This is a genomic window from Rhizobium sp. SYY.PMSO (genome assembly GCF_046840415.1).
Taxonomy (GTDB): Bacteria; Pseudomonadota; Alphaproteobacteria; order Rhizobiales; family Rhizobiaceae; genus Rhizobium.
The window spans coordinates 1,651,478-1,675,261 of record NZ_CP177350.1 but is presented as its reverse complement, the minus strand read 5'-3'; the positions used below and the strand labels follow the sequence as shown (position 1 = coordinate 1,675,261).

Here is a 23,784-nt window from a genome sequence, read left to right as displayed (position 1 = left end):
CGCCCGACTTTTTCGGCAGCTTTTCATTTAAATGAAGAGGGAGCGGTGCAGAGGCTGCATCGCGCCTCCATGACCGCGGCTTTATCGTTGCTCTGCCATCGGCTGCGGCTGCATATCGGTGATGAACGGGTCAGCGTCCGTCAATTCATGTTGACGACAAAACGTTGACGATTTATCGATATATTATCATTGTTATTGGCATCGTTCTGCTGGAGGCGGATTTGTCGGAGAACACTTCGGGTCGTTGGGATTTCTGGATCGATCGCGGCGGCACTTTCACCGACGTTGTCGGGCGCGATCCGTCCGGCGCGCTTCATGCCCGCAAGGTCCTGTCGGAGAATCCCGAAGCCTACCGCGACGCAGCCGTCCACGGCATCCGTCTGCATCTCGGCCTCGGCAAGGGCGAGCCGGTTCCCGAGGGGGCCATCGGCGAGGTCCGCATGGGCACCACCGTCGCCACCAACGCTCTGCTCGAGCGCAAGGGCGAGCGCCTTGCCCTGGTGACGACGAAGGGTTTCAGGGACGCCCTGCGCATCGGCTATCAGGAGCGCAAGAAGATCTTCGCGACCGAGATCGTCAAGCCGGAAGCGCTTTATGAGGATGTCGTCGAGATTGGGGAGCGGGTGCTTGCCGACGGCACCGTCGAGCTTGCTCTGGACGAAAAGGCTGCAGAAGCGGCGCTGCGCGACCTTCTCGCAAAGGGTTATCGCTCGGTCGCCATCGTCTTCATGCACGCCTATAAATTCCCGGCGCACGAGGCCGCCGTCGCGAAAATCGCAAGATCGATCGGCTTCGAGCAGGTCTCCGTCGGTCATGAGGTCTCGCCGCTCATCAAGCTCGTCGGCCGTGGCGATACGGCCGTCATCGACGCCTATCTCTCGCCTGTGCTCGGCCGCTATATCCGCCAGGTCTGCGATGAGCTCGATGTCGAGCGCACCGGCGCGCGCGTCATGTTCATGATGTCTTCGGGCGGGTTGACGGCGGCCGACATGTTCCAGGGCAAGGATGCGATCCTGTCCGGCCCGGCAGGCGGCGTGGTCGGTCTCGCAAAGACCGGCGAACAGGCGGGTTTTGCCAATGTCATCGGCTTCGATATGGGCGGCACGTCGACGGATGTGGCGCATTTCGACGGCGAATACGAGCGCGCCTTCGAGACGGAAGTGGCGGGTGTCCGCGTTCGCGCGCCGATGATGCTGATCCATACCGTGGCGGCAGGCGGCGGCTCGATCCTCCATTTCGACGGCGATCGCTTCCGCGTCGGGCCGGATTCGGCCGGCGCCTTTCCGGGGCCGGCCTGCTATCGCAATGGCGGCCCGCTGGCCGTGACCGACGCCAACGTCATGGCCGGCAAGCTGCTGCCGGAGTTCTTTCCTTCCATCTTCGGGCCGAACCAGGACCAGCCCCTCGATATCGAGACGGTGCGCGGCAAGTTCGCAGCACTTGCCGCGGAGATCGGTGACGGCCGCAGCCCGGAAGACGTCGCCGACGGCTTCATTCGCATCGCCGTCGCCAACATGGTCGAGGCGATCAAGAAAATCTCGGTGCAGCGCGGCTACGACGTGACGCGCTATGCGCTCAACTGCTTCGGCGGCGCCGGCGGCCAGCATGCCTGCCTGGTGGCCGATGCGCTCGGCATGAAGAGCATTCTTCTGCATCCGATGTCCGGCCTCCTCTCCGCCTACGGCATGGGGCTTGCCGATATCAGGGCAACGCGTCAGAAGGCGCTCGGCGTCCCGCTCGATGACGCGGCCCCGGCCGCCATCGCGGCTCTCGGCAGCGAGCTGCGCGGCGAATGCGTGCCTGAGCTGGAAGCACAGGGCGTCGCAACGGCCGAGATCAAGACGGTCCAGCGTGCCCATATCCGCTATGCCGGCACCGACACCATCTTGGCGGTCGAGACGACCTTTCCCGAAACCGACGATGCCGCGCGGCTGCGCAGCCAATTCGAGACGCTGCACAAGCGGCGCTTCGGCTTCGTTGCCGAGGACAAGCCCTTGGTCGTGGAAGCCGTGGAGATCGAAACCATCGGCGGCGCGGCGGCCGATATCGTAATCGAGCTCGAATCGGCGGGTGAAGGGGAGGCGCAGGCTGCAAGGCGCACCGCCTTCTATTCAAACGGTGCGAGCCATGATGCGGCCGTCGTGTTGCGTCAGGCGATCAAGCCCGGGCAGACCGTCACCGGCCCGGCCATCATCATCGAGCCCAACCAGACGATCGTCGTCGAGGACGGCTGGCAGGCGCAATTGACGATCAAGGATCATATCGTCCTCAGGCGCATCAAGGCACTGCCGGAGCGCAACGCCATCGGCACCAGGGCCGATCCCGTCATGCTGGAGATCTTCAACAATCTCTTCATGTCCATTGCCGAGCAGATGGGCATGACGCTGCAGAACACCGCCTATTCGGTCAATATCAAGGAGCGGCTGGATTTCTCCTGTGCCGTGTTCGACGCGGACGGCAATCTGGTCGCCAATGCGCCGCATATGCCCGTTCATCTGGGGTCCATGGATGCATCCGTGGCAACCGCGATCCGTGAAAATGCCGTCATTCATCCGGGCGACGTCTTCCTGATCAACGCGCCCTACAATGGCGGCACGCATCTGCCCGACCTCACCGTCTGCACCCCGGTCTTCGACGATGCCGGCCAGAAGATCCGCTTCTGGGTCGCAAGCCGCGGCCATCATGCCGATATCGGCGGTATTTCGCCGGGATCGATGTCGCCGCTCGCCACGCATATCGAGGAGGAAGGCGTCTATATCGACAATTTCAAGCTGCTCGATCGCGGCCGTTTCTGCGAGGAAGAGCTGACGAAGCTGTTGACGGGTGCCCGCTATCCGGTGCGCACGCTCGCGCAGAATGTCAACGATCTCAAGGCCCAGGTTGCCGCCAACGAAAAGGGCGTGGCCGAGCTGAAGAAGATGATCGCGCTCTTCGGCGAGGATGTCGTCGACGCCTATATGGGGCATGTTCAGGACAATGCGGCGGAAAGCGTGCGCCGCGTTCTCGACCGTCTGTCGGACGGCGAGTTCAGCTATGAAATGGATCAGGGCTGCAAGATCGTCGTCAAGATTTCGATCGACAAGGACAAGCGTGAGGCGACGGTCGATTTCACCGGCACGTCACCGCAGCGCCCGGATAATTTCAACGCGCCGCAGCCGGTGACGCGTGCCGCCGTGCTCTATGTCTTCCGCGTTCTGGTCGAGGCCGATATTCCGATGAATGCCGGCTGCCTCCGGCCGATCCGGATCGTCATTCCCGAAGGCACGATGCTGACACCGAAATATCCGGCGGCCGTCGTCGCCGGCAATGTCGAGGTCAGTCAGGCCGTCACCAACTGCCTGTTCGGCGCGGTCGAAGCGCTTGCCGCCGCGCAAGGCACGATGAACAACCTGACCTTCGGCAACGACGTCTATCAATATTACGAGACGATCTGCTCCGGCGCCCCGGCGGGACCGGGCTTCAACGGCGCCGATGCCGTGCATACGCACATGACCAACTCGCGGCTCACCGATCCGGAAATCCTCGAGACGCGCTTTCCGGTCGTGCTGGAGGATTTTCACATTCGTCCGGAGTCCGGCGGGCGCGGCAAGTGGAATGCCGGCAACGGCACGCAGCGCACCATCCGGACCCGCGAAAAGCTGGAATTCGCCATCCTGTCGGGCCATCGGCGCGTGGCGCCTTTCGGCGTCAAGGGCGGCGAAGCGGGGCAAACCGGCCGTAACTATGTCAGGCGCAACGATGGCACGGTCGAGGAGCTGATCGGCTCGGCTCATACCGTGCTGGAGGCGGGCGAGGCCTTCACGGTCGTTACCCCGACCGGCGGCGGCTATGGAAAGCGGGACGAATAGGAACATGACGCCGAGGCCGGACGGCAATCGGCCGCCCGGCCTCGGCAGTCTGCAGGTGCCTCGATCCGGTTCTAGGGAGTTTTCAGGTGACGTCTGAGGAAAAGAGTGAACGACGTGAATTGATCGTATCGTCGGCCCATCTTGCAGGCGGCAGTTCGCCGGCCTTGTCCGAGCTGGAATATGGATCGATTCTCTTTTCCCACGCCTTCAATCGCTGGCTGGTGCGCTGCATGGCGGCCGCCGGCGTGCCCGGTCTTTCGCCGGTCGAGATCCTGATCATCCATTCCGTGCGGCATCGCGACAGGCCGAAGACGCTTGCCGATCTCTGCCTCGTCCTCGACATCGAGGATACCCATGTCGCCAATTACGCCATCAAGAAGCTGGAGGCGGCGGGCCTCGTCAAGAGCGGCAAGGCCGGCAAGGAAAAGACGATCCATGTCACCGACATGGGCCTGGACGCGCTGAAGCGCTATACGGAAATTCGCGAACGGCTGCTGGTGGAGGCGACCAAGGTGTCCGGTCTGTCGCAGGACGGCCTCTCCGATATCGCCTCGCATCTCAGGGCGTTGTCCGGCTATTACGAGCAGGCCGCGCGGTCGGCGGCCACGCTTTGATGCAGCCTTGGAAGCGGGTGGTTATCGCAGGTTCCGGCCAAGGGACCTGCCGTCCGCTGCGGTAGCGACGTCGCATCCGGATCATCACAGCGGGGCGCCGATCCCCGCCCCTTATCTATTTTGTCATACCATACCTATATTAGGTCTGTACGACCCGTCGGCGGTATTCGCCGAACGATCTGCTTCGACCGAACGATAAGATCCAGTTTTTACCACCGCGCGACTTTTGGAAATTGCTGGCTTCGCACGATAGCAAAAGTGTGCTTTTTTTGACCGAAAGGGGAATGGTGTAAAAACTTCCATGAACAACGATAGTTTCGAGCTGAAATTTTGGGGCGTGCGGGGAAGCATCCCTGTATCGGGACCGGAATTTGAGCGGTACGGCGGCAATACGTCATGCATCGAGTTACGGCATGAGGGCAGGCATATCTTATTCGACGCCGGGACAGGGTTGCGCGAAGCGGCCGCGTCGCTCGCGAAAGAGGGGGTCCGCAATATCGATCTCTTCTTCACCCATTCGCACTACGACCACATCATCGGTCTGCCTTTCTTCAACGCCATCTACGATCCGCACGTCAGCGTCGATCTCTGGTCGGGCCATCTGGCCGGCAAGACGACGACGCGGCAGCTGATCGGCCAATTCATGCGGCCGCCATGGTTTCCGGTCGAGCCCGATATCTGTCGCGCCGAAATGAGCTTTCGCGATTTTGCGGCCGGCGACACGCTGAAGCCGCATCCGGGCATCGTCATTCATACGGCGCGGCTGAACCATCCGGGCGGGTGCATCGGTTATCGGATCGAATGGTCGGGCCGGGTGATCGCCATGGTCTACGATACCGAGCATCTGGCAGGCCATCTCGATGAAGCCGCGCTATCGCTGATGGCCGGTGCCGATCTCGCGATATATGATGCGACCTACACCGAGGCGGAGATGTCGAAATATCGGGGTTTCGGCCATTCCACCTGGCAGGAGGGCGTCAAGCTCGCAAAGAAGGCGGGCGCAAAGCGCCTTGCGTTGTTTCATCACGCGCCCGGCCGCACCGACCGCGAACTGGATGACATGCAGCGCGATGCGCGAAAGTGGTTTCCCGAAGCCTTCGTCGCCTTTGACGGGCAGTCGCTGCAGCTCTGAGGGCCAATCGGCGAATCACCGCTCATCCATGAAACTGCCGACCGGCCTCCATTCGACGGCGGCATGGCTGGCCGTTTCCTGAAACAGCGTTTCAATGAAACTCCAGGCGAGATCGTCATGCACCAGATGGTGCGTCATCACGCCGATAGGCTCGTCATTGCCGTCAAAGCGATTCCGGAGCTCTTCCACGAGGCGGGCGATTATCTCGGCATGTGGCAATCCTCCGCGCGCGCCGTGCCATCTCATGATGTCGACATGCGTGTTGACGAGACCGATGGGTGCCTCCTTCGCCAATCCGAAGACGGAGACGGCGCGATAACCGAATGGTTCGAGATGCGGCAGCAATGCATCGTCGATCCGGTTCCATGGCGGCACCAGCAGCGGAACGAACTGCCGCGGATAAAGCGCCTTCAGCTTGTCGAAGCCGCGATGAAGCTCGTCGAGTACGACCGCCTGCGGCCGATGCAGGCCGAGTTCCTGCTTCTTGGTGTCGTCGGGCGCATGGTTCCGGTGCGTCCAGCCATGCACCGTGGCGGTGACGTGGCTAGCGCGTGCCAGTCGTTCGGCCAATGCCTCGCCGGTCGGTTCCGGGATGATCGCAAGCGCCATCGGCACGCCGAAGCGATCGGAAAGCGCCAGCAGCCGGTCGAGGGCAGGGGTCGGCTCGATGGCGTCATCGTCGCGATACCAGAGCTTTGCCTTTCGTCCGGCGTCGCTCCATCGCCGTAGCTCGTCGCGCAAGGGCTGCCATTCGGCTCTATCGCTCATAATAGGTATCTCCCAGATATTTTCGAAGGATGGTTTCGAGGCGCCTGGATGCGGCGGTCAGGGAACGTTCGTGGTGAACGAAGTCATGGGCCGCCTCCGCCATGGCCTGTCGCCGGCCGTGATCGTTCAGAAGCTGGGCAATCGCCTCGGCATAGGCCGCGACGTCGCCCTCCGGTGTCAATAGCCCCGTCTTGTCGGCCACCACCACTTCCGGCACGCCGGCCGTCGCCTGCGCGACTACGGGCAGACCCGCCGCCTGTGCCTCCAGATAGGCAAGACCATAGGCTTCCTTGCATCCGGGCCAGACATAGAGGTCGGCCATTGCGAGCTCTTCCGCGATCTCGCCGGTGGAGCGTTCCCCGTGCCAGACGATCCTGCTTTCGCCGAAGATGGAAAACAGCGATCTCACCTCGGCCCGCATCGGCCCGTCGCCGACGATGGTCAGGCTCCACTCCTGATCGCGGATGAAATCGAGCGCGCGCGCCAGCATGGCGTAACTGTCGAATTTGTCGCCCTTTCTCAGCATCGCTACCGTTATCAAGCGCCGCGCCTTGGAAGTCGGGGCAGATCGTTTGAACGGAGCCGTGTCGATGAAGGGCGGGAAATGCGCATAGCGTCCATCGGCGATGGCGTCTGACAAGCCGATTCGATCCCGTTCGGTAAAGCACAGGTTGACGGAGGCGAGCCGCACCGCATCGGCGACGAGGCGCTGGTTTTCGCGCCAGCCGTTTTCATCATGGCGGCGGGAATAGGACGCCTCGGCCGTGACATAGGGAATGCCAAGCCTTGCGGCGATGGGCGGACCGATGAGATCGGGCGTTTTGTAATAGGGATGGTAGGTGAACCACAGATCGGGCGGCGGCTCGCTCTGCCAGCGGACGAGCAGCCGCATCACCTCATCCTCCGCCTGGCGAGCGATTTCCAGACGCGGCCCCGGGTCGGGCGTGGGGGTAAAGCTCCGCAGCGTGGAGGCGACTTCGACGCGATGGCCCGCCATGTCCAGCGCCGCCATGATCTGCCGCGCCATCAGCCGGTCGCCCGAGGGGACCGGGTGGCCGGGAGATTTCAAAGGGGCATAGAAAGCGATCTTCATGCAGGCGGCACACGGTTGACGATTAAGTGATGGCGGGAATTCGAATTGTGAAACGATTGCCCGAATTCCGACCGGTTGCGTGACAATAAAGCCCCTGCTTCAAAAGGCCGCATCCTCGACAGTGCGCGGCGTTGCGGCTAGATGAATAGGCGATAACCGTTTTCCCATCGGTTGTGAACGGGCAATATACATTGGGTTCGATGACCATCGAGGCAAGAAAGCCAATCATTTCCGATCGTCTGGTGCGAAAGCTGCGCCTTGGCTCTGGTTTGATCGTGTTCGCCTTCGTGATCATGCATCTGGCCAATCACTCCCTTGGCCTGATCTCCCTGAGCATGGCCGAGCGCGCCCAGCATTGGTTCATGGCCGTGTGGCGCAATCCGGCCGGGACCGTGCTTCTCTATACGGCGCTGGTCGTTCATATCTCGCTGGTGTTCCGGCTGCTCTATCAGCGCCGCACCCTCGTGATGCCCGCGGGCGAGGCCTTCCAGATCGTCACCGGCCTGCTGGTGCCGCTGCTCCTGATCGATCATATCGTCGGCACGCGCGTCGTCCATGAGGTTTACGGCTATCACGACACATACCGGGCGATCGTGCGCACGCTATGGCTGACGTCTCCCGCCAACGGCCTGCGCCAGTCGCTCGTGCTTCTGATCGTATGGCTTCATGGCTGCATCGGCGTTCACTTCTGGCTGCGTTATCGTTCGTGGTACATGGCCATCGCGCCCGTCATGCTGTCCTTCGCCATCGTCCTGCCGATTCTTGCGCTGCTCGGCTTTGCCGCAATGGGCAAGACCGTGGCACACGAGGCCGCCCAGGAGGATGAGCACGGCTATCCCGGCGGATATTACAGCGACGTGCGAAGCTACGGCGAGCCCGGCTCCCTGCCGGGCGAGCGGATGAGTGCGGAAACCTGGCCGTATCGGGCCGGGTTCTATGGCGCCTTCAGCCTGTCGATCGTCGCTCTCTTTGCCTTTCGAGCACATCGCAGGCTGCGCGAGCGGCAACATCAGGTCGCCATACGCTATGCGGGCGGCGAAGTGGTGCATGCGCCGCGGGGGTTCAGCGTGCTTGAGGCAAGCCGCCTCGGCGGCATCCCGCATTATTCCGTCTGCGGCGGCAAGGGCCAATGCTCGACCTGTCGCGTGCAGATCGTCGAAGGTGCGGAAAACCTGCCGCCGCCCGAGCCGCTGGAGCAGAAGACGTTGAACCGCATCGGGGCCACGCCGGATGTCAGGCTTGCCTGCCAGCTGCGCCCGATGGGCAATGTCAGCGTCATTCCCCTCCTGACGCCGATGGCCGAAGCGACGATCCCCGTCTACAGCCAGACCGCCAGCCCCGGCCGCGAACGCGAGATCGTGGTTTTCTTCTGCGACCTGCGCCACTTCACGACGCTGACGGAAGCACGCCTGCCGTTCGATATCGTTTTCCTGCTCAATCGCTATTTCGCCATCGTCGGCCGTATCATCGAGGAAAATGGCGGCCGGATGGACAAGTTCATCGGCGATGGCGCCATGGCGCTTTTCGGGCTACGCACGACCCCGAAGGAGGCCAACCGTCAGGCATTGAAAGCGGCAGCGGCGATCATTCAGGAAATCGACAAGCTCAGCGCGGAGCTGGCCGATGAACTGGCCGCGCCTCTCGAAATCGCCATCGGCCTTCACACCGGATTGGCCGTGGTCGGTTCCATGGGGTACGGCAGCGTCAAGAACGTGACGGCGATCGGCGACACGGTCAACGTCGCCAGCCGTCTCGAAAGCGTCGCGAAGGAATTCAACAGCGCGCTCGTCTTTTCCGAACCGGTCGCGCAGCTTTCCGAGATCGATACCGATGGCGTCGAGAGCCGCGAGATTGCCGTTCGCGGCCGCGGCGAGCCCTTGCGGGTCTATATCGTTTCGAAGGAGGCGAGCAGCCGCTTCGCCTGACGGCCGGGGGAGCGGCAGCGCTCCGCCGATCTTCACCGTTTGCAACGAGAAAGCCCTGGTGTAGGGATGCTCCTCATGTTCGACCGCAAGCTTCTCACGAAAAAATACTGGAGACGCGCCTTCCGCCGGAAGCGGGATGCGATGGCGGCGCGTTTGTTCGATACGCGTCTGGGCCGCGATATTCTCGTCAGTGCGCTCGGCCCGCGTGTAAAGACCATGACGGTTGATTGCGGGGATCACGTCTTGAGCTTTTCGCCGGCCGATTACATCGGCCGCAAGGTTTTTCGCAAAGGGCATTTCGAGCGCGACCATGTCGACCGGCTGCTGGGCGTGCTGCGCGCGCGCGGCCTGTCGCGCAGAGGCTCGGCCTTGCTGGAGCTCGGCGGCAATATCGGCACGCAGACCTGCTATTTTGCCCTTAGCGGCGCCTATGAGCGTATCGTCAGCGTCGAGCCGGACCCGCGCAATTTCCGGCTGCTGTCGATCAACATCGCCGACAACGGTCTGCGGGAGAAGGTGGTCGCGGTCAATTGCGCCGCCGGCGACCGCGAGGGCGAGCTCGACTTCTATCTCAATCGCAAGAACCATGGCAAAAGCAGCGCATTGCGCCAAAGCCCGAGCGACGAGAAGATCGCCGTTCCGGTCCGGCCGGTGCCCGATATTCTCCTGCAGGCCGGCGTCGATCCGGCCGATGTCGGGCTGGTCTGGATGGATATCGAGGGCTATGAGCCCGTGGCCTGCCGCTCGATGGCTGCGCTTATGGCCCGCAGGGTGCCGCTCTACATGGAATTCACGCCGGCCTTCTACGGCCGGGATAAGACCAGAGCCTTCATTGCCGATCTGGGCAGGCACTACGACGAATGCCTCGCCTTTTTTGAAGACGGCGAGCGGGAGATGAAAGTGGCCGACCTGCCCGCGGAAGGCGAGCAGTTCGACGTTCTGTTTCTGGGGTGAGGCTGAACCGCTCTATCGGCGACGATAGATGAAATAGCGCCCTTCCTTGACGGTCGAGGGCAGGGGCAGTGGCTGGAGATCGGGATGATCGAGAGGAAGGCCGCTGACCGCGAGCCCGCCCGATGCCAGCACGCCGGCCATGATCTGCGGCAGCCAGGTCAGCGTCACCGCATCCTTGTCCTCGTAGCCGGTGCCGATATCGGCATGCGCAAGCGAGGCGTTCGCGCCCACGAAATTTCTGGCCGTATCCTTGATTTCGCCGAGAATGAGATTGTCGGCCGACGGCATGGAAGGACCGTAGGCATTGGCCGCCCGATCGAAGGCAACGATGCGGCGATCGGGGAAAAGCTCGCGCAGGTGGTCGAAAGTGCGGCCGTTGCCCAGGCCCAGTTCCAGCACGGGGCCATCCAGCCTCCCGACCTCGTCGGCCACGGCATTGAGAATGTCGCGCTGTGCGCTCAGGCGGCGAATGAAACTATCCAGTCGGCTCATCGTATCTGACATATCCTTGGCGTCTTGTGCCTCTTCGTCAGCCGAAGTAGCACGGCCCATATCGCGGCGTCGACCGCCCGCTGGTTTTTCGATGCATTTGCTGTAGGGATAGATTGTCGCAGCGATCAACAAGGGGGGAATATCATGGCCGGGCCACCAGACGATGATTTCTTCCACAAGCTCACCGGCTTCACGCGTTTCGAGGGCGTGACCGACAGCGCCAACTATCAGCCCCTTCCGGACGATTGGCTGATTGCGATCGCCGATATCGTCAGTTCGACGAAGGCGATCGCCGCCGGCCACTACAAATCCGTCAACATGGCGGGCGCCAGCGTGATTTCCGCGGTGCTCAACGCTTTGGACAGGGGCGACTATCCCTTCGTCTTCGGCGGCGACGGCGCATTGGTGGCCGTTCCGCCGTCCGGAGAGGCGCAGGTTCGCCGAGCGCTCGCGGCCGTTCGGGCCTGGGTGATGGAGGAGCTGCATCTCGATCTGCGCACGGCGCTGGTGCCGCTGACGGCGATCCGCGGCGAGGGTCTCGATGTGCGGGTCGCCCGCTTCAGTCCGAGCGACTACGTCTCCTACGCCATGTTCTCGGGCGGCGGCACGAGCTGGGCGGAACGGCAGATGAAAGCGGGGCGCTTCATCGTCGAGGCGATTTCGACGAAGGTGGACCCCGATCTTACGGGCCTTTCCTGCCGCTGGAATCCGATCAAGGCGCGGAACGGCGAGATCGTTTCCATCATCGCCATTCCCGGCGACGATGGAAACGGCCCGCAGTTTCGGCAACTGGTCGCCGATATCATCACGATTTCCGCCGAGCAGAACCGCGACGGCCATCCCGTACCCGTCGAAGGGCCGACGCCGGCATTGAACTTCGGCGGTGCCGACATCGAGGCGCGCGCCGTCGCCGCCCCGGCCAATCGGTGGTGGAAGAAGCTTGCCATCGACGCCCAGATCTTTCTTGTCTGGCTTCTCGACAAGTTCGGCGTGAGGACCGCGACCTTCGACGCCAGGATCTACCGGCGCGACCTTGCCGCGAATTCCGACTTTCGCAAATTCGACGATGGTCTGAAAATGACCATCGACGTCGACGCCGCGCATCTCGCGCGCATCGAGGAGCGCTTGCGGCAGGCCGAGGCCGAAGGGGTCTGTCGTTACGGTCTGCATCGGCAGGACAGCGCGCTGATGACGTGTTTCGTGCCCACCCCGCTCATGCGGGATCACATGCATTTCATCGACGGCGCGAGCGGCGGCTATGCGATGGCGGCCATGGCGCTACGACAAAAGAAGCCGCCCGAACTGGCCGCCGGCGAGTGATTTTCAGCGTGCGCGCGCAGCAGGCCGTGGAGCGTGGTCGCGATTTTCTCGATCCGTTTCGGTTTCGCCCATTGTTTCAGCAGCATATGCGCCTTATCTGAATGAGAACAAAACGAGAGTCGTCGCTTGCGGCGATTGCTGTCTACTGCATTTCACAGGCGGGGGCGTGGTGAGGTGCAGCCGAATTTTCCGGTATCGACGCGATCCGGCAAGTAAGAAGGTCGACGCTTTCGCACGATGCTTTCATCCGACCTCGGCTGACGGGCCGGAGGTTCCGGAAATGGCGGCGGGCGAAATTGCCGGCCCTCCATGGCCGGACGAGACATCAGACATTGCAGGATAGGCCGCGGGGATAATGACTATTCATTCGAGTGTTTCCGATATTCTTCTCGACAAAGTGGCGGAATGGCTGACCCAGGCCGCATTGACCGGCGAAAACCTCGAGACCATCGTTCGGGGTTTCTGCGAACGTATGGCGGCGACGGGAATGCCGATCGCCCGCGTGCATCTGACTTTTTCGATGCTCCATCCGCTCTACGACGCGCTCGGCTTCACCTGGCGACGCGCCGGCGGCTTGACGATCGAGGGCTACCGGCATGTGAACGAGAAGCCGGAGCGCTTCATGCAGAGCCCCTACTACTATCTCCTGTCCAACAATCTTCAGCATCTGCGCCGCCGGATCGATGTGGACGGCGCAGTCGAGTTTCCGATCTTCGAAGACCTGCGCAAGGAGAAGATGACGGACTACATGGCCTTCGTGCAGACCTTCGGCGCCGGCTCGGTCCAGGGCATGATGGGCTCCTGGGCCACCGATGGCATCGGCGGTTTCAGCGAAGAGATGATCGGCGCGCTGATGCGCATGCAGAACCATCTGGCCATGGCCGCCAAGATGGCGGTTCTCGGCAAGCTCGCCAACAATATGCTGACCACCTATCTCGGCGGCGATGCAGGAAAGCGGGTGCTGAACGGACAGATCCGCCGCGGCGACGGCGAGACGATCCGCGCCGCGCTGGTCATGGGCGACATGCGGCAATCGACAGTCTATGCCGAGAAGGAAGGACGCCAGGCCTATATCGACACGCTGAACGAGTTCTTCGACGCGATCGCGGCGCCGTTCAATCGCAACGGCGGCGAAATCCTCAGTTTCCTCGGCGACGGGTTTCTGGCGGTCTATCCGTGCGGGCGGCACAAGGACCCGTCGAAGGTCGCCTGCGAGGCGGCATTGTCGGCCGTGTTCGAGGCGCAGCGCCGGGTGGCCTTGCTCAACAGCGATCGCCAGTCCCGCAACCTGAGCGCCGTGCGCTACGGAATAGGCCTGCATGTCGGCAACGTCATGTTCGGCAATGTCGGACTGAGGGACCGCCTGACCTTCTCGGCCTTCGGCGCGGCCGTCAACGAAGTGGAGCGGCTGCAGTCTCTGACCAAGAAGTATTCGACCGAGGTCGTCGCAAGCCAGGCATTCGCCAGCTATACCGATTGCGAATGGGGAAAACTCGGCGAGGAGAAGCTGCGTGGCGTGCGCCAGCGCTTTACCGTCGTCTACCCGAAAGTTGCGACGGCGGCCAACGGAGCAATGGACATCTTTCAGGAAACGACGGCTGACAGCCTGTCGGAAGCCGAGCAGGTCATTCTGTTGCACAGGGACGCCAAGAAGTTCGAAGGCCGCGTTCAAGTCGAAAACCTGACGTCGCGGCCGCTATCGTCACCTGGTTCAGCATAGACCGATATATCACTGGAAAGACGACAGTTTTTTTAAAGTCTCCGCATTGCTTTGATCAGCTAGACACCCGTTATGGCCTACGTTAGTGTGCCGCTTAAGGCCACAAAGGTCATGTGAGCGGGAAGTAATATGTATGGCGTCAGGGACTGATCTACTGCGTATTGAGGGCCTCGACGTCTCGTTTTCCCTATACGGGGACAAGCTGCGCGTCGTCAAAGATGCCAGTTTGAGAGTGCTTCCCGGCAAGGTTACTGCTCTGGTCGGGGAATCGGGCTCCGGCAAATCCATCATCAGCCAGTCGATCATGGGAATCCTTCCGGCGCCGGCAACGGCGACGGGGCGAATCCTTTTCACCGATCCGCTCGACGGCCAGACCACCGATCTTCTTCAGCTTCCGCGTGACGGCGTGGCCATGCGCAGGCTGCGCGGGGCCCGCATCGCCAAGATTTTCCAGGAGCCGATGACGTCGCTGTCGCCGCTGCATACGGTGGGAAACCAGATCAGCGAGGCGCTTCGTATCCACAGACCCGGCACCGGCCGGGCGGAACAGCGCGAGAAGACGGAGGAAATGCTGAGCCTCGTCGGCTTTCAGGATCCCTATCACACCTTCGACATGTATCCTTTCGAGCTTTCCGGCGGCATGCGCCAGCGCGCCATGATCGCCATGGCGCTGATCTGCAATCCCGCTCTCCTGATTGCGGACGAGCCGACGACGGCGCTCGATGTCACCATCCAGGCGCAGATTCTCGGCCTGCTGCGCAATCTTCAGCAGACCTTCAACATGGCGATGCTGCTGATCACTCACGATCTCGGAGTCGTCGCCAACATGGCCGACGAGGTCGTCGTCATCTATCACGGCGAGATCATGGAAGCGGGGCCGGTCGAAACGATCTTCCGCCAGCCGCAGCATCGCTATCTCAAGGCTCTCATGTCGGCTGTACCGCATTTCGACATGAAACCCGGAGAGCGGTTGAAGTCGCTGCGGGATGTCCCCGTCAATCTCGGCACCTTCTCCGGCAAGAAGAAGCTGATCGGCAATGCCTCGGGCAATGGCGCGGCGGCCGCTGGCGGGGCGCCCGAGGTCATGCTCAGCGTGCGTAATCTGACCAAGACCTACACGTCGAAGGCCGGCGGCTTGTTCGGCAGGCGGGATGGCGGGAAGTTCCGGGCGGTCGATGATGTTAGCTTCGATATCCGCCGCGGCGAATGCCTCGGCCTGGTCGGCGAAAGCGGCTGCGGCAAGACGACGGTGAGCAAGATCCTCATGCGCGCCATCACCGCCGACAGCGGCTCCGTCAGCTTTGACGACGGCAGCGGCAAGATCGATGTTCTCTCCGTCAAGGGTGAGGCGTTGATGGATTTGCGCACGAAGATACAGATGGTCTTCCAGGATCCGGTTTCGTCGCTCTCGCCGCGCATGACGATCCGCAACATCCTGAGCGAGCCCCTGGAAATTCACGGGCACGGCGACAGCGCCGAGCGCAAGGAAAAGGTCAAGGCGCTGATGCAGGCGATCGGCCTCGACAAGCACTATCTGAGCCGCTATCCCCACAGCTTCTCCGGCGGCCAGCGCCAGCGCATCGGCATTGCGCGCGCTTTGGCGCTTGGGCCGAAACTCCTTATCCTCGATGAACCCGTTTCGGCGCTCGATGTGTCCGTGCAGGCTCAGATCCTCAATCTTCTCAAGGATTTGCAGAAGGAACTCGGCCTGACCTATCTGTTCATTTCGCACAATCTGGCCGTGGTCGATTATATGGCCGACCGCATCGCCGTCATGGCGCGCGGGCGCATCGTCGAGATCGCGCCGCGCGAAGTGATCCTGCGCGCGCCCGTCCACCCCTATACGCGGTCGCTGCTGGCTGCCGTGCCGTTCCCCGATCTCGACCGGCAGCTCGATTTCGCCGCATTGAACAGCGAGGGTGCGGCCGCCAGGCAGAAATGGGGGCCGCAATTCTCCGAAGGAGGGGATGGAGAGCTTGCCTATGCCGATCTGGGCGGCGGACATTTCGTTCGTGCCCGCCGGGGCATCGACGCCCGGGAGCTTCGGAAATGATCAATCGGCGCATTTTCCTCGGCCTGCTCGCCTCCACCGTCCTGCCCCAGCCCGGTTTCGCCGCGGATGTCGACAACGAGCCGGAATATTTTACCGATTGGCTGAGGGCGGGCCAGATGCCTCATCTCGCCAAGCGCCTGCCGAAATTCCCGCGCATCGTCAACGTCGCCGCCATGGGTCGCACGCCCGGCCACTACGGCGGCTCCGTGCGCACGATCATCGGCAGCCAGAACGATATCCGCTTCATGACGATCTACGGCTATGCGCGCCTGGTCGGATACGACAGCATGCTGTCGCTGCAGGCCGATATTCTGGAGTCCTTCTCCGCCGTCAACGACATGGTCTTCACCTTCAAGCTGCGGGAAGGGCATAAATGGTCGGATGGCCATCCGTTTACGGCCAATGACTTTCGCTACTGGTGGGAAGACGTCATCCTCAACAAGCAGCTCACGCCCGGTGGCGGCGCGCTGGAGCTGCGCCCGCACGGCAGCCTGCCGCGCTTCGAAGTGCTCGATGAATTGACGGTGCGATATTCCTGGGATGATCCCAATCCGGATTTCCTGCCGAGCCTTGCCGCCCCGCAGCCGCTCGTCATCGTCGGTCCCTCTCACTATCTGAAGCAGTTCCACAAGAAGTACCAGGACAGCATCCGTCTTTCCTCGCTGATGCAGGAAAACAGGGTGAAGAAATGGCAGGACCTGCACATCAAGATGGGCCGGGCCTATCGGCCGGAAAATCCGCATCTGCCGGTGCTCGATCCCTGGCGGAACACGACGGCGCCGCCGGCCGAGCAATTCGTTTTCGAGCGCAATCCCTACTTTCATCGCGTTGACGAGAATGGCCGGCAGCTGCCCTATATCGACCGCATGATCCTGAATATCAGCTCTTCGGCGATCATTGCCGCCAAGACCGGCGCAGGGGAAAGCGATCTGCAGGCGACCGGCATAGACTTCAACGACTATACCTTCCTGAAGGATGCGGAGAAGCGTTATCCGATCAAGGTCAACCTCTGGAAAATGGCGCGCGGCTCGCGCGTCGCGCTGTTTCCGAATTTGAACAGCGCCGATCCCGTCTGGCGCGACGTGCTGCGCGATGTGAGGGTGCGGCGCGCGCTGTCGCTGGCGATCGACCGCCACGAGATCAACATGGCCGTCTTCTACGGCCTTGGAACGGAAAGCGCCGATACGGTCCTGCCCGAAAGCCCGCTCTTCAAGCCGGAATATGCCTCGGCGTGGATCGCGCACGACCCGGATCAGGCCAATGCCCTGCTCGATGCCGCCGGCCTTGCCAAGCGCGACGAGGATGGCATCCGGCTGCTGCCCGATGGACGGCGCATGGAGATCACCGTGGAAACCCCCGGCGAGAGCACGCTGGATTCCGATGTCCTGGAGCTGATCACCGATCATTGGCGCAAGGTCGGCATCGCGCTTTTCACCCGCGTATCGCAACGCGATATCTTCCGCAGCCGCGCCATGGGTGGCCGTATCCTGATGTCGCTGTGGTACGGTCTCGACAACGGGGTGCCGACGGCCGACATGAACCCGGGCGAGCTGGCCCCCACCATGGACGACCAGATGCAATGGCCGCTGTGGGGAATGTATTATCTCTCGCGCGAGACGCAGGGCGTCGCGCCTGAACTTCCCGAGGCCGCGGAGCTCGTCAAGCTGCTGCGCGAATGGGAAACGGCCGCTTCCTCCTTCGAACGGGCGGATGTCTGGCACAAGATGCTGGCCACCTATACCGACCAGGTTTTCTCCATCGGCCTCGTCAATGCCACCCTGCAGCCGATCGTTCATTCGGCGCGCATGCAGAACGTGCCGGCAAAGGCGCTCTATGGTTTCGATCCGACCTGCTATCTCGGTGTCTATATGCCGGATACCTTCTGGATGAAGGAGGATCGCCGGAATGCTTAGATATATCCTCTGGCGTATCGCCGTGATGATCCCGACCCTGATCGTCATTTCGATGCTGGTCTTCACCATCATCCAGCTTCCGCCGGGCGACTTCTTCGAAAGCCAGATCGCCGAGCTGCGCGCCCAGGGCGAAACCGCGAACCTCGCGGAAATCGAGAACCTCCGGCACGAATACGGGCTGGATCGGCCCCTGCCGATCCAGTATGTCCGCTGGGTGGCCGGCATGCTGCACGGCGATTTCGGCTATTCCTTCGAATATCAGCTGCCGGTTTCCGATGTCGTCGGCGACCGCTTGTGGCTGACCATCCTCGTGTCGATGACGACGATCCTTCTGACGTGGCTGATCGCTTTTCCGATCGGCATCTATTCCGCTACCCACCAGTACAGCTGGGGCGACTACGGGCTGACCTTTCTCGGGCTGCTCGGCATCGCCATCCCGAATTTCATGCTGGCGCTGATCCTGATGTATTTCGCCAACGTCTGGTTCGGCGTGTCGATCGGCCACCTGATGGATCAGAAATACCTGTCGCAGCCGATGAGCTGGGAAAAGGCAAAGTCGATCCTGTCGCATCTGTGGATTCCCGTCATCATCGTCGGAACGGCGGGCACGGCCGGAATGATCCGCCGCCTTCGCGCCAACCTGCTCGACGAGATGCAGAAGCAATATGTCATCACCGCGCGCGCCAAGGGGCTGCATCCGCTGAAGGCGCTGGTGAAATATCCGCTGCGCATGGCATTGAACTTCTTTGTCGCCGATATCGGCTCGATCCTGCCTTCAATCATCTCCGGCGCCGAGATCACCGCCATCGTGCTGTCGCTGGAGACGACCGGCCCCATGCTGATCAGGGCGCTGCAGAGCCAGGACATGTATCTTGCCGGCTCGTTCCTGATGTTCCTGGCGTTTCTGAACGTCATCGGCGTGCTGATCTCCGATATCGCCCTCGGCTTTCTCGACCCCCGCATCCGCTTGCAAGGCAGGAGCACAAAGTGAGCGTATCCCTGCCGAAACCCGGCGCTCCGCTGGAGCATTATGTTTCGAATGCCGACTTCGATCCGGATCAGTTCGAGGCCACATCGGCCGGTCAAGCCCGCTACTACATGGCTTCGCAGAAGCGGCTCATGTGGTGGAAATTCAAGAGGCACAAGCTTGCATTGGCGTCCGGCATCTTTCTGGTGCTGATCTACGGCATGATCCTGATCGCGGAATTCCTGGCGCCCTACGGGCTGCATACCCGCAACGTCGACTATATCCATTCGCCGCCACAGGCGATCCATTTCTTCGACAAGGGCAATTTCGTCGGGCCGTTCGTCTACGGCCGCAAGATGACGCTCGATATCGATACGCTGCGCCGGAACTACACCGATAATCCCTCTGACGTGCAGCCGATCCGCTTCTTCTGCCGCGGCGATGCCTATCGCTTCTGGGGGCTGGTGGATTCGAATCTCCACCTGATGTGCCCGGCCGTCGGCGGCCAGATGTATCTGCTCGGCACCGACCGGCTGGGCCGCGACGTGCTGTCGCGCATCATCTACGGCGCGCGCATTTCCCTGACGATCGGCCTGATCGGCATTGCCATCAGCTTCGTTCTCGGCATCGTCATCGGCGGCCTGGCAGGCTACCACGGCGGCCTTTTCGATCTCCTCGTGCAGCGGGTGATCGAGGTGCTGCAGTCGCTGCCCAGTCTGCCTTTGTGGATGGCGCTTGCCGCCATCATGCCGGTGAGCTGGAGCCCGATCATCGTCTATTTCGGCATCACCATCATTCTCGGCATTCTCGACTGGACCGGCCTTGCGCGTGCCGTGCGCTCCAAGCTCTTATCGTTGCGCGAAGAGGATTACGTGCTTGCGGCGCAATTGATGGGTGCAAGCACGCGGCGCATCATCGGACGTCATCTCGTTCCCGGCTTCATGTCGCATCTGATCGCCACGGCGACGATCTCGGTCCCGAGCATGATTCTGGGCGAAACCGCGCTGAGCTTCCTCGGATTGGGCCTGCGTCCGCCGATCACGAGCTGGGGAATTTTGTTGACGGAGGCAAGAAGCGTCAGCGTCATCGCCTTTTATCCATGGCTGCTTTTCCCCATGATCCCGGTGATTTTGGTCATTCTGGCGTTCAACTTTTTAGGAGACGGCTTGCGCGATGCCGCCGATCCCTACAAATAGCAGGGTGAATGGCGAAGACAGGATTGCAATTCGAGGAGCGGACGCGGATGTCGTTTGCCGACAGACCGCGTACATGACTTTCATCCCCCAGAGGTTTTGCCCATGAAGCGGCGCTTAGAAGATGCTCGAATCCTCATGTATAGCCACGACACGTTCGGTCTCGGCCATCTCCGCCGATGCCGAACGATCGCCCATGCCCTCGTGGAAGACTATCGTGGGCTGAACGTGCTGATCATTTCCGGCGCGACCATTGCCGGAGCGTTCGATTATCGGTCGCGTGTCGATTTCGTCAAAGTGCCGAGCGTCATCAAGCTGCGCGACGGCGAGTATACGTCGATGGCAAGTCATGTCGCTCTTCAGGAAACGCTGAAGATGCGGCAGTCGATCATCCGCCATACGGCCGAAACCTTCCAGCCCGACGTTTTCATCGTCGACAAGGAGCCCCTGGGCCTGAAGGGCGAGGTCGAGGAGACGCTGACCTACCTCAAGGCGCGGGGAACGACGCTCGTCCTCGGCATGCGCGACGTCATGGACGCGCCGCACCTGCTGGAGGCGGAGTGGAAGAAGAACAACGTCCTGCAGAAGATCGACCAGTTCTACGATCGCGTCTGGGTTTACGGACCGCCGGATTTCTACGACCCGCTGGCGGGGCTCGACGTGCCGCCAGGCGTGCGCCGGAAGATGGAGTTCGTCGGCTTCCTGCAGCGCAGCGTCTCTACCTTGGGGACGAAGTCGGAACATGTGCCCGACGAGGACTATATCCTTGTCACGACCGGCGGCGGCGGCGATGGCGCCGATCTGGTCAGCGATGTCGTCGGCGCCTTCGAGCATGACAGGTCGCTGACGCAGAGGACGCTGATCGTCCTCGGTCCCTATATGCCGGCCAAGGAGCGCAGCCAGTTGCTGGAGCGAGCCGCCAGGATCGACTGTCTGCAGGTCATCGAGTTCGACAACAAGATGGAAGAGCTGATTGCCGGAGCCAAGGCGGTCGTCGCGATGGGCGGCTACAATACCTATTGCGAGATCTTGTCTTTCGACAAGCCGGCGCTGATCATCCCGCGCACGCGGCCGCGCGAGGAGCAGCTGATCCGCGCGCAACGGGCGAGCGAGCTCGGCCTCGTCGACATGCTGCTGCCGGAGGAATCGGCCGATCCGAAGCAGCTTGCCGCCGCCTTGAAGCGCCTGGCAAACCGCGCGCCGCCCTCGGCAAGCAGCAGCAATATGCGCCTCGAGGGATTGGTGCATATTTCGCGCACCATCGGCGAGTGGTTCGACGATCGCGAGCGCTACCCGCCGCTATCGATCGTGGCAGAATAGATCGCCGGACCTTGTCGATGCGGAAGAAAATACTGGTGGTCCTGAAAGGCTATCCCCGCCTGTCGGAAACCTTCATTGCACAGGAGTTGCTCGGTCTGGAGAAGGCCGGTTTCGAGCTGACGCTGATTTCGATGCGCAAGCCCACGGACAAGAAGCGCCATCCCGTCCATGACGAAATCAAGGCGCGTGTCGTCTACCTGCCGGAATATCTGCACGACGAGCCTCTGAGGGTCTTGCGGGCATTTCTCGCCGGCATCCGCAAGCCGGGTTTCAAGCCGCTTCTGAAGCAATTCTGGGCCGATCTGAAACGCGACCTTACGCCGAACCGCGTACGCCGCTTCGGCCAGGCGCTGGTGCTGGCGCATGAGTGGCCCGACGGCGGCGAGTGGCTGCATGCCCATTTCATCCACACGCCGGCCTCGGTGACGGCCTATGCCAGCCTCATGACCGGTATTCCCTGGACATGCTCGGCGCATGCCAAGGATATCTGGACATCGCCGGACTGGGAGCTCTCGGAAAAGCTCGACCGGGCCCGCTGGGCGGTGACGTGCACGCGCACCGGCTTCGAGCACATGCGCGACCTGATCGCGGCGGGCGACAAGGTGCATCTGAGCTATCACGGCCTGGATCTCGACCGTTTCGGCCCATTTTCCGGCGCGCATTCCAATCGCGATGGCACCGATGCCACCGATCCTGCCTTCATCCTCAGCGTCGGGCGCGCCGTGGAAAAGAAAGGGTACGACGTGCTGTTGAAAGCACTGGCGTTGTTGCCCGGCGATATCAACTGGCGCTTTACCCATATCGGCGGCGGCGATGGCCTGTCGAAATTGAAGGCATTGGCCGGCACGCTCGGGATTGCCGACCGCATCGCCTGGAAGGGTGCGCTGGCGCAGGAGGATGTGCTTGCCCATTATCGTGAGGCCGATATTTTCGCTCTCGCCTGCCGGGTGGCGGCGGACGGCGACCGCGACGGGCTGCCGAATGTGCTCGTGGAGGCATCGAGCCAGCGTCTCGTCTGCGTCTCGACCAATGTGTCCGGCGTTCCGGAACTGCTCGATGACGGCGTCAACGGACTCGTCGTTCCCTCGGAAGATCCGCAGGCCCTCGCCGCAGCGCTGGAATCGGCCATTCGCAACCCGGCGCTGCGCTTGCGGCTCGGGGAGGCAGCCGAGCGGCGGGTTCGCGAGCATTTCGATTATCACGCCAGCATCCGGCAATTGACCCGGCTGTTCGAGGAGCAGTGGCAGAAGGAAGATCAATGGCGCAAATCCGCATGACGGCATCGCATTCCCCGCCCTTGCGTATTTTCTTCTACGTTCAGCACCTGCTCGGCATCGGCCATCTGGCGCGCGCCAGTCGCATTGCCAGCGCTTTGGCGAAAGACGGTTGTCAAGTGACGATCGTCACGGGGGGCGTGCCGGTGAACGGGTTTCCCGGTCCGGATGTGACCTCTGTCACCTTGCCGGCGGTGGTCGCCAGCAGCGCCGGTTTTTCCGGGCTTGCCGATCAGGCCGGCAAGCCTGTCGACGAGGACTTTCTGTCTCACCGCCGGGACCTGTTGCTGGATGCGTTCCGGCAGGCAGCGCCCGACGTCGTCATCATCGAGGCCTTTCCGTTCGGCCGCAGGCAGATGCGTTTCGAACTCCTGCCGTTGCTCGAAGCCGTTGCGACGGCCGATCCGAAGCCGAGGCTTTACAGCTCCGTGCGCGATATTCTCCAGCAGCAGAAAAAGCCGGGGCGCGACGAAGAGACGGTGGCCCTGCTTCGCGATCGTTTCGATGGCGTGCTTGTCCACGGCGATCCGCATTTCGTCCGGCTGGAGGAGACCTTTCCCTTGACCGGGGCGATTGCCGACAAGATCGTCTATACGGGCCTCGTCGCTCCCGCTTTGCCTCCGGAGCCTGCCGAAACCTTCGATATCGTCGTTTCGGCCGGCGGCGGTGCGGTCGGGCGCGATCTTGTCCGGGCATCGCTGGAGGCGGCCGGCCGCGTGGCGACCGACCGCCGCTGGCTGCTGATTGCAGGACCGAACCTGCCTGAACAGGATTATGCCGCCCTCGAAGAGGACGCGCCCGACAATGTCACGCTCGTTCGGTTTCGCAGGGATTTTCCATCTCTCCTGCGGGGAGCCGAGCTATCGATCTCGCAAGCGGGTTACAACACGGTCGGCGACCTTCTTGTCGCCGGCTGCCGCGCCATTCTGGTTCCCTTCACGGCCGGCGGAGAAACGGAGCAATCCGTCAGGGCCGAGCGGCTGGAGAGGCTGGGGCTGGCTTTGACCTTGCCGGAGGCGGGATTGACGACCGATCTGCTTGCCGAGGCGGTGACGACCGCGCTGTCGCGACCCAAGCCGGACAATCCGGATATCGATCTCGGCGGTGCTGCCGGAACCTCGGCCATCCTGCGCCGGCTCCCATAGGGAGCGGGCGCGGCGGCGATGGGGAGCAGCCTGTCGTTTTATCCTCCTGGATT

17 protein-coding genes are annotated in these 23,784 nt (G+C 62.2%); 14 read left to right on the top strand and 3 right to left on the bottom strand.

Annotated features, from left to right (window positions below; genetic code table 11):
- Positions 1–221: 221 nt before the first annotated feature.
- From ACJJVH_RS25945 to ACJJVH_RS25935, 3 genes are all read left to right on the top strand, one after another.
- Positions 222–3,848, top strand: coding sequence for a hydantoinase B/oxoprolinase family protein (locus ACJJVH_RS25945; RefSeq protein ID WP_412065521.1), 3,627 nt, complete (start codon positions 222–224; stop codon positions 3,846–3,848).
- Between the two features lie 86 nt (positions 3,849–3,934).
- A complete protein-coding gene (locus ACJJVH_RS25940) occupies positions 3,935–4,462 on the top strand; it encodes a winged helix DNA-binding protein (RefSeq protein ID WP_112798780.1) in 528 nt (175 codons plus the stop codon).
- Positions 4,463–4,763: 301 nt separating this feature from the next.
- The gene (locus ACJJVH_RS25935; protein ID WP_412065520.1) at positions 4,764–5,594 is read left to right on the top strand and encodes an MBL fold metallo-hydrolase; all 831 of its coding nucleotides are present in this window, start codon (positions 4,764–4,766) and stop codon (positions 5,592–5,594) included.
- 15 nt (positions 5,595–5,609) lie between these two features.
- Here the strand turns inward: ACJJVH_RS25935 and ACJJVH_RS25930 are convergent, their stop codons facing one another.
- Entirely contained in the window at positions 5,610–6,362 is a 753-nt protein-coding gene (locus ACJJVH_RS25930; protein WP_412065519.1) for a polysaccharide deacetylase family protein, read from the bottom strand.
- Positions 6,352–7,455, bottom strand: coding sequence for a glycosyltransferase family 4 protein (locus ACJJVH_RS25925; RefSeq protein ID WP_412065518.1), 1,104 nt, complete (start codon positions 7,453–7,455; stop codon positions 6,352–6,354). The genes ACJJVH_RS25930 and ACJJVH_RS25925 overlap by 11 nt, the downstream gene beginning before the upstream one ends.
- A gap of 200 nt (positions 7,456–7,655) precedes the next feature.
- On the opposite strand from ACJJVH_RS25925, the gene ACJJVH_RS25920 reads away from it, so the two are divergent.
- Positions 7,656–9,380, top strand: a complete 1,725-nt coding sequence (locus ACJJVH_RS25920; RefSeq protein ID WP_112800153.1) for an adenylate/guanylate cyclase domain-containing protein — start codon at positions 7,656–7,658, stop codon at positions 9,378–9,380.
- A gap of 75 nt (positions 9,381–9,455) precedes the next feature.
- Positions 9,456–10,334 carry an FkbM family methyltransferase gene (locus ACJJVH_RS25915; protein ID WP_113404532.1) on the top strand — a complete coding sequence of 293 codons (879 nt, stop codon included), beginning with the start codon at positions 9,456–9,458 and terminating at the stop codon, positions 10,332–10,334.
- A gap of 12 nt (positions 10,335–10,346) precedes the next feature.
- Here the strand turns inward: ACJJVH_RS25915 and ACJJVH_RS25910 are convergent, their stop codons facing one another.
- A complete protein-coding gene (locus tag ACJJVH_RS25910; RefSeq protein WP_412065517.1) occupies positions 10,347–10,826 on the bottom strand; it encodes a class I SAM-dependent methyltransferase in 480 nt (159 codons plus the stop codon).
- A gap of 144 nt (positions 10,827–10,970) precedes the next feature.
- Here ACJJVH_RS25910 and ACJJVH_RS25905 point away from each other — a divergent pair, with 144 nt between their 5' ends.
- The 9 genes from ACJJVH_RS25905 (at position 10,971) to ACJJVH_RS25865 (ending at position 23,731) form a co-directional block, all read left to right on the top strand.
- Positions 10,971–12,146 carry a DUF3095 domain-containing protein gene (locus tag ACJJVH_RS25905; RefSeq protein ID WP_412065516.1) on the top strand — a complete coding sequence of 392 codons (1,176 nt, stop codon included), beginning with the start codon at positions 10,971–10,973 and terminating at the stop codon, positions 12,144–12,146.
- A 355-nt stretch (positions 12,147–12,501) separates the two neighbouring features.
- Positions 12,502–13,866: an adenylate/guanylate cyclase domain-containing protein gene (locus ACJJVH_RS25900; RefSeq protein WP_113399920.1), complete on the top strand. Its 1,365-nt coding sequence runs from the start codon at positions 12,502–12,504 to the stop codon at positions 13,864–13,866.
- A gap of 133 nt (positions 13,867–13,999) precedes the next feature.
- Positions 14,000–15,919: an ABC transporter ATP-binding protein gene (locus ACJJVH_RS25895; protein ID WP_412065515.1), complete on the top strand. Its 1,920-nt coding sequence runs from the start codon at positions 14,000–14,002 to the stop codon at positions 15,917–15,919.
- On the top strand, positions 15,916–17,832 hold the full coding sequence (locus ACJJVH_RS25890) for an ABC transporter substrate-binding protein (RefSeq protein ID WP_113357305.1): 1,917 nt from the start codon (positions 15,916–15,918) through the stop codon (positions 17,830–17,832). Before ACJJVH_RS25895 ends, ACJJVH_RS25890 begins: the two co-directional genes overlap by 4 nt.
- Positions 17,825–18,823: an ABC transporter permease gene (locus ACJJVH_RS25885; protein WP_112798766.1), complete on the top strand. Its 999-nt coding sequence runs from the start codon at positions 17,825–17,827 to the stop codon at positions 18,821–18,823. Before ACJJVH_RS25890 ends, ACJJVH_RS25885 begins: the two co-directional genes overlap by 8 nt.
- A complete protein-coding gene (locus tag ACJJVH_RS25880) occupies positions 18,820–19,995 on the top strand; it encodes an ABC transporter permease (RefSeq protein WP_113384114.1) in 1,176 nt (391 codons plus the stop codon). The genes ACJJVH_RS25885 and ACJJVH_RS25880 overlap by 4 nt, the downstream gene beginning before the upstream one ends.
- A gap of 102 nt (positions 19,996–20,097) precedes the next feature.
- Positions 20,098–21,312, top strand: a complete 1,215-nt coding sequence (locus ACJJVH_RS25875; RefSeq protein ID WP_412065514.1) for a glycosyltransferase family protein — start codon at positions 20,098–20,100, stop codon at positions 21,310–21,312.
- 11 nt (positions 21,313–21,323) lie between these two features.
- On the top strand, positions 21,324–22,589 hold the full coding sequence (locus tag ACJJVH_RS25870; protein WP_412065513.1) for a glycosyltransferase family 4 protein: 1,266 nt from the start codon (positions 21,324–21,326) through the stop codon (positions 22,587–22,589).
- Positions 22,571–23,731, top strand: a complete 1,161-nt coding sequence (locus tag ACJJVH_RS25865; protein WP_412065512.1) for a glycosyltransferase family protein — start codon at positions 22,571–22,573, stop codon at positions 23,729–23,731. The genes ACJJVH_RS25870 and ACJJVH_RS25865 overlap by 19 nt, the downstream gene beginning before the upstream one ends.
- Positions 23,732–23,784 lie beyond the last annotated feature (53 nt).

Excerpts from the sequence above, each read along its gene's own strand:
- ACJJVH_RS25935 (WP_412065520.1), top strand. The coding sequence starts at position 4,764 with ATGAACAACGATAGTTTCGAGCTGAAATTTTGGGGCGTGCGGGGAAGC.
- ACJJVH_RS25930 (WP_412065519.1), bottom strand. The coding sequence starts at position 6,362 with ATGAGCGATAGAGCCGAATGGCAGCCCTTGCGCGACGAGCTACGGCGA.
- ACJJVH_RS25925 (WP_412065518.1), bottom strand. The coding sequence starts at position 7,455 with ATGAAGATCGCTTTCTATGCCCCTTTGAAATCTCCCGGCCACCCGGTC.
- ACJJVH_RS25920 (WP_112800153.1), top strand. The coding sequence starts at position 7,656 with ATGACCATCGAGGCAAGAAAGCCAATCATTTCCGATCGTCTGGTGCGA.
- ACJJVH_RS25915 (WP_113404532.1), top strand. The coding sequence starts at position 9,456 with ATGTTCGACCGCAAGCTTCTCACGAAAAAATACTGGAGACGCGCCTTC.
- ACJJVH_RS25910 (WP_412065517.1), bottom strand. The coding sequence starts at position 10,826 with ATGAGCCGACTGGATAGTTTCATTCGCCGCCTGAGCGCACAGCGCGAC.
- ACJJVH_RS25905 (WP_412065516.1), top strand. The coding sequence starts at position 10,971 with ATGGCCGGGCCACCAGACGATGATTTCTTCCACAAGCTCACCGGCTTC.
- ACJJVH_RS25900 (WP_113399920.1), top strand. The coding sequence starts at position 12,502 with ATGACTATTCATTCGAGTGTTTCCGATATTCTTCTCGACAAAGTGGCG.
- ACJJVH_RS25895 (WP_412065515.1), top strand. The coding sequence starts at position 14,000 with ATGGCGTCAGGGACTGATCTACTGCGTATTGAGGGCCTCGACGTCTCG.
- ACJJVH_RS25890 (WP_113357305.1), top strand. The coding sequence starts at position 15,916 with ATGATCAATCGGCGCATTTTCCTCGGCCTGCTCGCCTCCACCGTCCTG.
- ACJJVH_RS25885 (WP_112798766.1), top strand. The coding sequence starts at position 17,825 with ATGCTTAGATATATCCTCTGGCGTATCGCCGTGATGATCCCGACCCTG.
- ACJJVH_RS25875 (WP_412065514.1), top strand. The coding sequence starts at position 20,098 with ATGAAGCGGCGCTTAGAAGATGCTCGAATCCTCATGTATAGCCACGAC.
- ACJJVH_RS25865 (WP_412065512.1), top strand. The coding sequence starts at position 22,571 with ATGGCGCAAATCCGCATGACGGCATCGCATTCCCCGCCCTTGCGTATT.